Annotated in this window: 13 protein-coding genes and 1 riboswitch; of the genes, 8 read left to right on the top strand and 5 right to left on the bottom strand. The window is 64.2% G+C overall.

Annotation, left to right across the window (positions count from 1 at the left end):
- Positions 1 to 75: 75 nt before the first annotated feature.
- Positions 76 to 1,641, bottom strand: a complete 1,566-nt coding sequence (locus ASH04_RS07410) for a carboxylesterase/lipase family protein (RefSeq protein ID WP_048320649.1) — start codon at positions 1,639 to 1,641, stop codon at positions 76 to 78.
- Between the two features lie 101 nt (positions 1,642 to 1,742).
- Here ASH04_RS07410 and ASH04_RS26875 point away from each other — a divergent pair, with 101 nt between their 5' ends.
- From ASH04_RS26875 to ASH04_RS07380, 6 genes are all read left to right on the top strand, one after another.
- On the top strand, positions 1,743 to 2,393 hold the full coding sequence (locus tag ASH04_RS26875) for a hypothetical protein (protein WP_027497955.1): 651 nt from the start codon (positions 1,743 to 1,745) through the stop codon (positions 2,391 to 2,393).
- A 116-nt stretch (positions 2,394 to 2,509) separates the two neighbouring features.
- Positions 2,510 to 3,907 carry a sugar porter family MFS transporter gene (locus ASH04_RS07400; RefSeq protein WP_027497956.1) on the top strand — a complete coding sequence of 466 codons (1,398 nt, stop codon included), beginning with the start codon at positions 2,510 to 2,512 and terminating at the stop codon, positions 3,905 to 3,907.
- Positions 3,908 to 3,969: 62 nt separating this feature from the next.
- A riboswitch (TPP riboswitch) is annotated at positions 3,970 to 4,069 on the top strand.
- A complete protein-coding gene (locus ASH04_RS07395) occupies positions 4,063 to 4,785 on the top strand; it encodes a TenA family protein (protein ID WP_032374004.1) in 723 nt (240 codons plus the stop codon). Its footprint overlaps the riboswitch before it by 7 nt.
- Positions 4,786 to 4,808: 23 nt before the next feature.
- Entirely contained in the window at positions 4,809 to 5,795 is a 987-nt protein-coding gene (locus ASH04_RS07390) for an ABC transporter substrate-binding protein (RefSeq protein WP_051365412.1), read from the top strand.
- The gene (locus ASH04_RS07385) at positions 5,773 to 6,609 is read left to right on the top strand and encodes an ABC transporter permease (protein WP_027497959.1); all 837 of its coding nucleotides are present in this window, start codon (positions 5,773 to 5,775) and stop codon (positions 6,607 to 6,609) included. Before ASH04_RS07390 ends, ASH04_RS07385 begins: the two co-directional genes overlap by 23 nt.
- Positions 6,602 to 7,339: an ABC transporter ATP-binding protein gene (locus ASH04_RS07380; protein ID WP_027497960.1), complete on the top strand. Its 738-nt coding sequence runs from the start codon at positions 6,602 to 6,604 to the stop codon at positions 7,337 to 7,339. Before ASH04_RS07385 ends, ASH04_RS07380 begins: the two co-directional genes overlap by 8 nt.
- Positions 7,340 to 7,356: 17 nt before the next feature.
- Here ASH04_RS07380 and ASH04_RS07375 read toward each other — a convergent pair whose 3' ends face one another.
- Together ASH04_RS07375 and ASH04_RS07370 are read right to left on the bottom strand one after the other, a co-directional pair.
- Positions 7,357 to 8,622, bottom strand: a complete 1,266-nt coding sequence (locus tag ASH04_RS07375) for an LCP family protein (protein WP_057473186.1) — start codon at positions 8,620 to 8,622, stop codon at positions 7,357 to 7,359.
- A 20-nt stretch (positions 8,623 to 8,642) separates the two neighbouring features.
- A complete protein-coding gene (locus tag ASH04_RS07370) occupies positions 8,643 to 9,299 on the bottom strand; it encodes an FMN-dependent NADH-azoreductase (RefSeq protein WP_080729046.1) in 657 nt (218 codons plus the stop codon).
- Positions 9,300 to 9,364: 65 nt separating this feature from the next.
- Here ASH04_RS07370 and ASH04_RS07365 point away from each other — a divergent pair, with 65 nt between their 5' ends.
- Positions 9,365 to 9,727, top strand: a complete 363-nt coding sequence (locus tag ASH04_RS07365; protein ID WP_032365543.1) for a helix-turn-helix domain-containing protein — start codon at positions 9,365 to 9,367, stop codon at positions 9,725 to 9,727.
- Between the two features lie 17 nt (positions 9,728 to 9,744).
- Here ASH04_RS07365 and ASH04_RS07360 read toward each other — a convergent pair whose 3' ends face one another.
- Both ASH04_RS07360 and ASH04_RS07355 read right to left on the bottom strand, forming a co-directional pair.
- A complete protein-coding gene (locus tag ASH04_RS07360) occupies positions 9,745 to 10,065 on the bottom strand; it encodes a colicin immunity domain-containing protein (protein WP_027497963.1) in 321 nt (106 codons plus the stop codon).
- Between the two features lie 230 nt (positions 10,066 to 10,295).
- Positions 10,296 to 11,063: a hypothetical protein gene (locus ASH04_RS07355; RefSeq protein WP_032368807.1), complete on the bottom strand. Its 768-nt coding sequence runs from the start codon at positions 11,061 to 11,063 to the stop codon at positions 10,296 to 10,298.
- Between the two features lie 183 nt (positions 11,064 to 11,246).
- On the opposite strand from ASH04_RS07355, the gene ASH04_RS07350 reads away from it, so the two are divergent.
- Positions 11,247 to 11,531 carry a GNAT family N-acetyltransferase gene (locus ASH04_RS07350; RefSeq protein ID WP_027497965.1) on the top strand — a complete coding sequence of 95 codons (285 nt, stop codon included), beginning with the start codon at positions 11,247 to 11,249 and terminating at the stop codon, positions 11,529 to 11,531.
- Positions 11,532 to 12,624 lie beyond the last annotated feature (1,093 nt).

Genomic DNA, 12,624 nt, shown 5'->3' with positions numbered 1-12,624 from the left:
CGTTCGATGTATGCCTGTGACGTCCCGAGCAGGAGTGAAGCCTGCGGGACGACCCGGCGGCGGGCCGGCGACGGATCAGCTGAATCCCACCACCCGGTCGCCCCAGGCAGCGCGCATGTCTCCGTCGGGATCGTCGACGAGCGTGTCGGACGTATCGATCACCAGAGTCCATCGATTCTTCTCGGTGTACGGGGCCCAGTGCTTGGACGCGTCCAGCGCGGCCGGTACTCCGTACCGCGCGAAGGCCAGCCACCGCCGCTGCATCCGGGCCGACACCGCCATCGCCGGTTTGCGACCCCCCAGCCAGAAGGTGGGATCTCGGTTGAGAGTTCCGAAATTGCCGAACACGTACGGCAGTTCGGTCGCGTGGCCGGCCCCTACTCGCGCGGCCTTGAGCATCGGCGTCGCGTGATCGAAACGGTACATCCAGGTCGGCGAATGTCTACTGTGCCCGTCGGCGATCCACAGACTCGGCATGACGAAGCCCGCGTCGCGCGAGATCGCCTGCGCCCCGGCGGGTTTATTCCTGTCCGGGTAGGCGGCCATGATTTCCGCGATGCGCGAGGCGGGCATGTCCGCGTGATCGTGCGCGATGGCCCGGAACATCTCCGAGACGGTGTCGGATGTGATCGGCATCAACGGGGACTTCATGAACCGGAAGATCGAGGGCTCGTCGTGGTTGGTGCCGATGATCAACGGAATTCTGTGCGACAGACCTTTTTGAAAGGCCGCGACCGGGTAACGGGGCACGATGTCTCCGTCGACGACGGGCGAAAGTCCCAGTGTCCCAGGCACTGTGGTCGGAATCTCGTAGCAGAGAGTGTCCCCCGCGGTGACCAGTCTGCTGAAGTGCATCTCGAGCAACTCGCCGACATCCTCGCGGTCGACCCCCACGAGCTCGAGGAACCGGGCGGCCACCGCAGCGCCGCGTTCGGGACCGTACACGGACGTGGCCGGGGCACTTTGCACGATCGCTCGATGGAAGAGCCCCTCGGCCTTGGGCGAGGTCATCAGAGTGGTGACCGACGCGCCCCCGGAGGACTCGCCGAAGACGGTGATCTCGTCGGGGTCCCCACCGAAGGCGGAGATGCACTCCCGGACCCAGTGCAGCGCCGCAATCTGGTCGCGCAAGCCGAGATTGGTCTCGAAGACGTGCTCGTCGGTGGAGAAGGACGACAGATCGAGAAAGCCGAATGCGCCGAGACGAAAGTTGATCGAGACCACGACCACGTCGCCGTTCTCGCTCAGATGTCGCCCGTCGTACACCTGTTGCGCGGACGAACCGAGCGAATACGCGCCGCCGTGGATCCACACCAGCACCGGACGCAGTTCGCCGTCCGGCCGTGGTGCCCACACGTTGAGCGACAGGCAATCCTCGGAGATCGACAACGACGGATCGATCGGGACCGGGCTGTCGCGGCCCTGCGGTGCCATCGCACCGAAGTGCAGACCGTCGAGCACGCCGTTCCACGGCTGCATGGGACGCGGTGCTCGAAACCGCAACTCACCCACCGGCGGCGTCGCGTACGGAATACCCCTCCAGGCGACTGTCGGCGATGCGTCGGCCGCGACCGGGTAGCCGAGAACGTCGCCGTACGGCGTGCTCACACGCACGGTGGAGTCGGACGTGGTGTCGTCCATCGCACCTCCCTTCGGGTCGTTGCTCAACGTACCAACTCCATCCCCGACGCCGGCCCGCTCGAAACCCCCGGCAGCGCTCCCATCGAACCGAGGAACGAGTCATGAAGAGAATTGGATCCGCCCTGGCGGCGGTCGTCGGAGTGTGCCTGTTGTCTGCCTGCGGTTCGGGCGGCGGAGGTGACGGACCCATGGCGACGGTCATCACCGACCGCCCCCAGCCGATCACCGCGGTTCCGACCACCGACCGTGGCCTGCCGTCGAGCAGTGTGCCTTCCACGCCGTCCTCCACGACACCGTCCAGCACCACGAAGACCACGCCGAGTGCCGTTGCGCAGCAAGCGAACCCGACACAGTACGCGGGCAAGGCTCCGGGCTGGTACTACTTCACGAGCCCCAGCGGCAAGTTCGAGTGCGGTATAGCCGTACAAGAGACGTCGATCGCCGGTTGCCACGGCTCGCTGCCCGACTCGGCCCCCGAGGTGACCGACAGTGCATCCTCCGACCGGGTGAAACCCAATTCAGTGCAGATCATCGCCGGCTCCCCCGCGAAGTTCGAGAGCCTGGGCGATCCCAAGTTCCACCGATTCGACGGACCCGCGGCGGCACTCCCGTACGGCGAAGAACTCACCGTGGCGGGTAGTGGATCCACCAACGGGCTTCGATGCAGCGTCGACGAGCAGACCGGAGTCACCTGCACCGATCAGGTCGGCCACGGTTTCACCGTCTCGGACGACGATTTCGACCTTCGCTGACGGCGTCGTTCGCGCGGCGAAAGACCAGGCGTAATGTCCCAGGACGGTACGACAATCCCTGCCGTACGGTCTCCCCAGCGGCCGGCGCCCGCGCGCGGCCAGAAGGTGCATCACACATGAATCAGACCTCGGACCGTCACACAGCGAAGGTCATCGGCGTCAGCGTCGCCGCCGCTGTAGGCGGCTTCCTGTTCGGCTTCGACAGTTCGGTCATCAACGGAGCTGTCGATTCGATCGAAGACCACTTCTCTCTCGGCTCGTTCACCACCGGCTTCGTGGTTGCGATCGCCCTGATCGGCTGCGCGATCGGTGCCTGGTTCGCCGGTAGCCTCGCCGATCGCTGGGGCCGCAAGAAGGTGATGCTGCTCGGCTCGGCCCTGTTCGTCATTTCCTCGGTCGGCTCCGGGCTCGCGTTCAGCGTTCCCGATCTCATGCTCTGGCGTGTGCTCGGCGGTCTCGGCATCGGCATCGCGTCGGTCATCGCACCGGCCTACATCGCCGAAATCGCGCCCGCCAAATGGCGTGGCGCGCTGGCCTCGCTGCAGCAATTGGCGATCACCATCGGTATCTTCGCTGCCCTACTGTCCGACGCCCTTCTCGCGGGTGCGGCCGACGGAGCCTCCAACGACCTGTGGTTCGGTGTCGAGGCGTGGCGCTGGATGTTCCTCGTCGGTGTGGTCCCCGCTCTGGTCTACGGAATCCTGGCTACCCTGATCCCGGAGTCACCCCGCTACCTGGTGGGTCAGCATCTGGACGAGGAAGCCGCCGCGGTTCTGGCGAACATCACCGGCGAGCTGCATCCCGACGAGCGAGTGCACGAGATCAGGCTGACGCTGCGCAAGGAGGCCCGATCGTCGTTCGCCGACATCCGTGGCCCCAAGTTCGGTCTGCAGCCGATCGTCTGGGTGGGCATCACGATGGCCGTCCTGCAACAGCTGGTCGGCATCAATGCGATCTTCTACTACTCGACGACGCTGTGGCGGTCGGTCGGGTTCACCGAGGACCAGTCGTTCACCACCTCGGTCATCACCGCGGTCATCAACGTGGCCATGACGTTCGTGGCGATTCTGTTCGTCGATCGCATCGGCAGGCGCAAGCTGCTGATGGCGGGGTCCATCGGAATGTTCGTCGGACTCGTCATGGCATCCGTCGCCTTCTCGCAGGCGACCGGCAGCGGCGACGAGGTCAGTCTGCCGTCGCCGTGGGGTGCGATCGCGTTGGTCGGGGCGAATCTGTTCGTCATCTTTTTCGCATCGACCTGGGGGCCGATCATGTGGGTCATGCTCGGCGAGATGTTCCCCAACCGGATGCGCGCCATGGCTCTGGGTATCGGTACGGCTGCGAATTGGATCGCCAACTTCGCTGTCACGCTTGCCTTCCCACCACTGACGTCGTCCGTCGGATTGTGGGTCATCTACGCCGGCTTCGCGCTCTTCGCTGCGCTGTCGTTCCTCTTCGTCAAGTCCAACATCCGTGAGACCAAGGGCATGGAGCTCGAGGACATGCTGGGCTAGACCCAGGCCGAGGTGAAGGGGCAGTAACACCGGCACATCGTGACCGGTGTTACTGTCACTGACGTTCTGACACGGGGTGTGTCCGCCGATGCGGATGCTGAGATCAAACCCGCCGAACCTGATGCAGGTAATACTGACGAAGGGATGTCAAGGCGATGACGCCTGTTGTATCTGCGGACCCGGTCCGCTTCACCACTCGACTCTGGGACGCATCCGCGCACATCAGACGCGCGATCGACGATCTCGAATTTCTCTGCCTACTCGGTGCGGGAACCCTTCCACTCGACGCGTTCCGTCGATATCTGGAACAGGATTCGCTGTATCTCGGTGGCTACGTGAAGTCGCTCTCCCTGCTGGCAGCGCACGCGCCGACACCGGTGGCCGGAGCCTTCTGGGCCGGCGCTGCAGCGAGTGCGATGGACGAGGCCGCCTCGCACGAGGCCATGCTCACCGGAGACGTTCTCCCGCCCTCCGCCGAGACGCCGACGCCTTCACCGGCATGCCTCGGCTACACCTCCTATCTGACGGCCGTCGCCGCGACCGAGCCGTATCCCGTTGCGGCGGCAGCTGTTCTGCCGTGCTTCTGGATCTACGCCGACGTCGGCCGCTCGCTCGCCGGAGCGGCGAAAGCCGTGCTGGCACGCGATCCCGGTCATCCCTACGCACAGTGGGTGGCCAACTACGACGCACCCGAATTCCATGCCATCGTCGATGCCGCCAAGGGCTTCGTCGACGACGCGGCCGACTCTGCGACGGAACTGCAGCGTGAGCAGATGATCGACGCCTTCGTCGTTGCGTCGAGGTACGAATTGATGTTCTGGGACAGCGCATTACACCCCACTCCGTGGCCATCGACCGAGAGCGCGGTGCACGCATGAGAACGTCTCGATCGCTCACGGTGATGGTGGCGACAGTCCTCGCAACCACGGTGATGGCCGGCTGCTCGCAGTCGACGGATTCCGACACCATCCGTTTCGCCCTCGACTGGACTCCCAACACCAATCACACCGGCCTCTACGTCGCCCTTCAGGAGGGCTACTTCGCCGACGCCGGGCTCGATGTGGAGGTACTGCCGTACAACAACACGGCCGCGGACACGCTCGTCGATGCAGGCAACGCCGAATTCGGTATCAGCACCCAGAGTTCGACGGTCTTCGCGAGATCCGCCGGCGCCCGGACCGTGTCCGTCCTCGCACCACTGCAGCACTGGGCCACCGGCATCGGAGTGCGTGCGGATCGGGACGACATCGCGAGCCCACGCGCACTCGACGGCAAGGTCTACGCCGGTTTCGGTGAATCCGGCGAGCAGGCCGGGCTCCGGCAGGTCATCGAGAACGACGGTGGCACAGGCGAATACGAGACCGTCGTACTCGGCACATCGGCCTACGAGGCGGTGTACTCCGGCACTGCGGACTTCACCGTGTCCTACCTCGCATGGGAGGGCATCGAGGCAGAGCACAGCGGAACGCCGATGAAGTACTTCGATTACACCGATTACGGGTTCCCCGACGCCTACGCCATCACCATCAACGGGAACGAGCCGTGGCTGGCTGCGCATCCGGACGAGGCGAAGAAGTTCGTGCAGGCGCTGCAGCGTGGCTACCAACTCGCAGCGGACGATCCGGACAGGGCGGCTCAGGATCTGATCGACGCCAATCCCGGTACGTTCACCGACGAATCGTTGGTGTTCGAGAGTCAGAAGATGCTCGCAGAGAAGTACATGAAGGATTCCGCGGGCGAAGTCGGACGACAGAGCATCGACACGTGGACCGCGTACTCGAAGTTTCTCTACGACAGCGGGGTACTCACCGATCAGAGCGGTGCACCGCTGAGCGCCGAACCGGACTGGTCCACCTATTTCACCGATGACTACCTCGGCGATCGATGAGCCGGTGACCGCCGAGCGAGATACGTTCTCGCTCAGCGGTGTCCGAGCTTCGTTGCGGTGGGCATGGCCCGCGGTGACCGTCGTCGTCCTGTCGATCGCGGTGTGGCAGATCTATGTCGAGGTCAGCGGCATCAGGCCACAGGTACTGCCCTCCCCCGGCCGCGTTCTCACGCAGGGCTGGGCCCAACGCGAGGCGATTGCCGAGAACGCCGCAGCGACACTGCAGGTGACACTCGTCGGGTTCGCGGTCTCGCTCGTGCTGGCCTGGCTGCTCGCCATCGCCGTGGACTTCTCCCCGTGGCTGCGCCGTGCGTTCGTACCCTTGTTCGTCGTCTCGCAGACACTGCCGATCATCGCCATCGCACCGCTGCTCATCATCTGGTTCGGGTTCGGACTGTTACCGAAGATTCTCGTGATCGCACTGGCGACGTTCTTTCCCATGGCCATCGGGCTCATCGAGGGGTTCGCCGCCGCAGATCGCGACGCGCGAGCCCTCCTGGCCACCATGGGGGCCGGCCGCTGGCAGCAGTTCCGCTACGTACGGCTGCCGTCGGCACTTCCTCGATTCTTCACCTCGCTTCGCATCGGCATCACCTACGCCGTCGTCGGTGCGATCTTTGCCGAATACGCAGGAGCCACCGCAGGACTCGGTATCTACATGAGTCAGCAGAAGAATTCGTTCCGTACCGATTTGGTACTTGCAGCCGTTGCCGTCACCGCGGTGATCAGCGTGCTCCTGTTCGTCTCGACGTTCGTGGTCGAACGCGTCGTCGCCCCGTGGGCACGTCAGGGGTCGGCGGGCCACAATGTCTGAACTCGAGCACAGCATCGACATCTCGGCTCTGAGAAAATCGTTCGGCGGAAAACCGGTACTCGACGGCGTGTCGTTCGGCGTCCGGCCCGGTGAATTCGTGTCGATCATCGGTCCGAGCGGCTCGGGTAAGAGCACGGTGTTCAACATGCTCGCCGGCCTCGATACACCCGATTCGGGCTCGGTCCGAGTCCCGCCGTGTGCCTACATGCCGCAGAAGGACCTACTGTTCCCGTGGCGATCGGTGCTCGACAACACCTCGCTCGGCCTCGAAGTACAAGGCGTCGCCAAGAAGGAGGCACGAGCGCGGGCACGCGAGTTGTTCCCGGTGTTCGGTCTCGACGGGTACGAGTCCGCTCGCCCGTCCGAACTGTCCGGTGGCATGCGGCAACGAGCAGCACTGCTGCGCACCGTGGTGCAGGGACGGTCGGTGTTGCTGTTGGACGAGCCCTTCGGGGCATTGGACTCGTTGACCCGTAGTGACATGCAGGCCTGGCTGCAGCAGGTCTGGTCGGAGTTCAGGTGGACGGTGCTGATGATCACCCACGACATCCGCGAGGCGGTCTACCTGTCCGATCGGGTGGTGGTCCTCTCGCCACGACCCGCCCACGTTCGACGGCAGGTCGACGTACCGCTGCCTCGACCCCGGGAGCTCGAGATCGTGACGACGCCACAGTTCGCCGCCGTCGAGAAGCAGTTGATGGATGTTCTGTCGAGCTCGCCGAACCATTGACCGAGCCGATGCAGGGCTCAGTCGACGCAGGGGATGCCGCCGTTGCTGTGCACACCCTGGTCCGGGGCGGCCGGTAGGTCCTGGGACGGCTCGGGTACGGCTACCGCGAGCGGTGGTGGTGGTGCCGGATCCGACGTCGGGTCGAGGGCTGCGGGCGCCGGTTGCGCAGGACCGATCAATCGCGCTGCGTCGGCTCTGATGGCGTCGACGTCGACGAGATTGACGTCCTGACCGTCGACGGTGTCGTAGCCCGTGATCGGCAGCGTGTAGAAGTCGATATCACCCTTCATGACGGCACCGGCTCCCCCGGCCAGGCCGATCGGGTCGAGGCCTGCGTCGATGACGATGTCGTTCTTGGTACCCGCGATCAGCTCACGCAATTCGCTGATGTTCGCCAGCACGCCGGATGCGCTGAGCTTGGCCATCACTCCGGCCACGAACGCCTGCTGCCGCTTGGTTCTGTCGAGGTCACCGTTGTCGAGTCCGTGCCGTTGACGCACGAAGGACAACGCCTGAGTCGCGCTCAACTCTTGTGCACCCGCGGGGAAGTCCGCACCCGAGTACGTATCGTGCACCGGGTTGTTCAGGCAGACCTGGATCGGGCCGACTGCCGTCGCCACGTCGTAGAACCCCAGAAGATTGACTTCCGCGAAATGATCGATCGGCACATCGAGGAGATCGCGAACGGCCGTCAGTGTCGAGCGGCGCCCCGCCTCGCGTGCTCGACGCTCACGCTCGGCCGCGTCGGTGACACCCTCGTCGAGCAATTGGGTGTCGGCATCGGCCTTGGCGAGCCCGTAGGCCTCCTTGATCTTGCGCTTGCCGTACCCGGGAACGTCGACGTAGTCGTCGCGCGGTATCGACAGCGCTGTCGCTCGTCCACCGCCGGCCGGAAGATGCACCAGCAGAAGCGTATTGGTGTTGTATCCCCCGACGTCGCTGTCACCGGCATGCAGGGTGTCGGTGACGAACGCGGCCGGCAGATCGTTGCCGTCCATGTCCTTACGACTGTCGAGCCCGATCAGCAGAATGTTGGTGTCGGCACCGTTGACATCCGGATCGTTGTTCGCGATACCGTCGAGCGCATCGGAGGTGGTCAGTCCGGTGGTTGCCTCCCGGTACACCGCGAATCCGACGCCACTGACTGCAACGGACGCCACCGCCGCCGTCGCAACGAGCACTCGGCCGATCCGCAGCGCAACAGCGTGGTCGCCGGACGGACGCGCCAACCGGTGGCGTCCTGGTCCACGTTCGATGCCGCTACCAGGGCCGTTCGGTTGCACCCTGACAGGCTACTCGGCTCTCACACGGGCGAGATCGTGCCCAGACGCCGCGCGAGCTCGTCGACGGCCGAGAATGCCGCGTCGAGGCTGGCCCGAGCCTGCGGAATCTTCGGTGCCAGACCGGCAACCCGCTCGGCAAGGGTCAGGTCGATCGGGACGAAATGCACGTCCATGCCCAGTGCGGCACCGAGAACCTGCCGCAGCTGCCCCGTGGTGTGGTCGATCGACGCTGCCTCCGAGCCCGGGGTGTACTCGTTCCCCCGACTGGTGACCACAACCGCAGGCTTGCCGACGAGTGGTGCTGTGTCGCCGTCGAACGGCACCGTGATGCCGGGAACGTGCACGTAGTCGATCCACGCCTTCAGCGTCGACGGGATCGACCAGTTGTACATCGGTGCACCGATCAGTACGACGTCCGCGGAGATCAGTTCCTCGATCAGCTCGACTTGTAGAGCCTCGGCTGCCGCGTCCACGGTCTCGTCGGCAGTCCGCAGGTGCGGTGCCCAATGCAGTGCCGAGGTCGGCAGATGTGGCAATGCATTGACGTGCAGATCACGGCGAATCACCGAATGATCGGTTCCGATGCTGTGCCACGCGTCCGAGAAGTGGGCTGTCACCCGACGGCTGATCGAACGGGACAGGTCGGCAGACGAATCCAGGTGCAACAACTGCGGCACTGAAACACTCCTCGGATGGTGGGTGTCCCGAGCCTAGGCGAACCGAACGCTCCTATCCTGGTCGGATGGACTTCCGATTCGTCACCCGCGCGCTGAGTTCGCGCTCCGCCGCACGAATCACGACGGCACTGCACGAGAACACGGACACGGACGTCGATGTCCGTCTCGGCGGAGTGTCGGTGGACCTGGACGACTCCGCGCGCGCTGCGGTGCTCGAACTGCTCACCCAGCTGGCCACCGCCAGGGCTGTGGCCATCGGAACCGTCGAAGAACTGCTGACGACCTCGCAAGCGGCAGAGGTACTCGGTGTCTCCGACACCTACGTCCGGCGTTTGGCCGACGCCGGAGACCTACCGATCGAAATGCGTGGCACCCACCGACGCTTCCGGCTGGAAGACCTTCTGCGACACCGTGATCGATTTCGCTGACGGGCTGCGGTGGCCGATCAGCCGGCCTCGCGCTCGAACTGCTCGGACTGCAATGTCATGAGGTCACGAAACGCGTGGCCGGCTGCACGCCACAGCTGTTCCGCATCGATGTAGTCCACGCCGCGAAGGTCGACGTCTCCCAGATACGCCCCGACGTCGACCGACAGCATCCCGATCACCGACGACACCTCTGCATCGAGGTACGTCACCCGCGTGTTCTGGAGTTCTCGAAACTGCGTCGAGAAGAACTCCGCCGGAATTCTCCGATCGACGAACTGTGCGATGAGAAAAAGGAAGCGGGACGAATGAGCGGATGCCGCTCGGTATGACTGCTCCATGGTGAATACCTCTCCCCACGGTCGACAGCACCCCTCGCACTGTCGACCGTCGAGCTCGCTGAGACCCGAAACCCGATGCACAGACGAACTCTCGAGCATCGATTCGACCCAGCGATTGAAACAGGGAGCTCGTCGTACAAGCGCTAGGTTAATCAGACGCTTCGACGGTTTCCGCACGTTGCGCGAAGTTGGTGAAAGCTCACAAGATCACCGCGTTCACCTGCTAGTTCTTACTGAAAGGAACCGAGAGGGGCGCGATCGGGAGTGTCCAACTGCCAGAACTGCCAGCCGTCCCGCTCCTCGACATCTCCACTGATGTGCGTGGCGACGGCACTGGCGGCGACGGACGGGTTGTCGAACCGTCGACCCTCCATCGGCCCGGCCGTGATTTCCAGGCGCTGAGTCTGCGGGTCGAATCGCCCACTGAGCCGGTATCCCTCGCAATCGGCCACCACCCGTACCCGGTTGTCGATCACTTCCTCTTCGACGACGACCTTGGACTTCCGCGTTGCTTTGACCCTGGGCGTGCGAACCCACGTCTGCTCGGGTCCGACGTCGACGGACGTGTCCAGGGTGGCGCTCAGTCCCAGCAGTTCCCAGCGTTCACTGCCGTGAGCCACCCTGTCGACTGCAATGGCGTGATGCCCGGTTCGTGTCCGTAGCGGCGAATCCTGTACCCACAGATCCACTTCTCCACGAATATCCGACGCCATCTCCTCGGAGGACACCATGTAGAACCGCGGTTCCTCGGTTGCCAGGTCCACGAACACCCAGTACGACGACCCCGTGTCGTCGCTCTCGAGCGACTCGTCCTGCCTGCGGGCCTTCCAGTCGCCCGTGACCTTCGATCGCACCCGCACGATGCAGGAGGACTTACCGTCCATCGACCAGACCTGAACGGGATTGCGACGCGAGGTGGTCAGACGCTCCGCGCGTCCACCGCGCTGCGCGACGGTTCTGATGAAAGCCTTGATTCCCCGGTCGGATGTGTCTTCCACGGTTTGCCGCCTTAAGCCTCGAGCGCCCCGTACTTATGAAGAGAGGTGTTGCGACGGGTGGCGCTCGCACGACTCGGTTTCCCTCAGCCTACTGCGTCGATGCGTGCTCGAGTAACTACCGGAAGATCGCCGTTCGGCTGCCGGTTACCGTGGAGACATCGAACACTGCCAGGAGGTACCGCAATGCCGGTGACGATCACCCATGACACCGCCGCCCACCGATTCGAGATTCACGTCGACTCCGAGCCGGCCGGGTACTCCGAGTACTTCGAGTCGAACGGCGTCCGAACCTTCCACCACACCGTGACACTGCCTCGGTTCCGCGGCCGAGGGCTGGCCGCCGCGCTCACCGAATACGCCCTCGACGACACCAGCACGCAGGGCCTCCAAGTGGTCCCTGCGTGCTGGTTCGTGCGCGACTTCATCGACGCAGCCGGCGATCGATATTCACATCTGGTCAAACGATGACCGGTCAGCGATTTGCCGAGACGAATCCGGACCCGATACCGGATTCAGAACTGTCACCGTTTCCGGGTGTTCCCTCGTCGTTCCCAGTGGTTTTCCCGACCGATTCCTGAACGGGTTCGATTCGTTCTTGTGCCGCAACACTTTCCGCAGCCCGCTCGGCTGCTACCCGACGCCGTTCGTAGTTCTCGACACCCCGGGCAACCCGTTGTCGATGTTCACTCAAAACATGTTCGTAGTACATCTGTTCTCCTACAGAAAGAATGGACGCCTCACACGGAGCACAGCCGTGCGGCGCAAAATAGTCGACGCGTCGTTGTCGAGGCTCATCGGCCTCGATCCGCGAAAGCTCTACTCAGAGAGCGTGATCGGCAATAGCCGCGGATCGCGTGTAGACGACGCCCCGGCCTGCGAGCTCGAAATTTGCTGCCATTGTCCACCTCCACGATCGATGCGATGTACCCGTACGACGATCATGCACTGCCGAGGCATCGAACTCCACTGATTAAATTCGGCGCTCGAGAATTGTTGTGCAGCTGGGCGTTCCAGGGGCGCACTCGAACGAGTGGTGGAGTGTGGCCCGACTACTTCGATTCGATCGGTCGGTAGGCCTTCCCGGTGTACGCGAACGCGCGCGCGTTTGTCAGGTACGCGCAGTCCGGTGTCGCTGTTCTGCTCGCGTGTGGCAAACGCGCTCGCGTGTGCGAACGGGATGGGTGTTGCGAGTGAACGTCCGGCACTGTCGGAGGCGACGTGGTGCCGGCACCTCTGGTGCTATGCGAATGCGCGCGCGTTTGCCGGGTGCGCGCAGTGTGGTGTCACTGTTCTGCTCGCGTCCGGCGAGTGCGCGCGCGTTCGCGGCCCTGGGGCGAGGGGGCGGGGGGTCCGTATGGCGATGATGGGACTGGGGGTGCAGGTGTGGATGCCTGCGAGTTCAGCAGCGCGAGCGGTGCATACTGTTGTGTGGGTGGTGGTTTCGAATGCAAAATGCCCCTGACCACGGGTGGTCAGGGGCATTTTGGGATGTTGTGTTCGGCGGTGTCCTACTCTCCCACACCCTGTCGAGTGCAGTACCATCGGCGCTGGAGGGCTTAGC

It is taken from the genome of Rhodococcus sp. Leaf233, assembly GCF_001426165.1.
Lineage (GTDB): Bacteria > Actinomycetota > Actinomycetes > Mycobacteriales > Mycobacteriaceae > Rhodococcoides > Rhodococcoides fascians.
The sequence above is the reverse complement of the archived record's forward strand: the minus strand, read 5'-3'. Positions and strand labels throughout refer to the sequence as shown.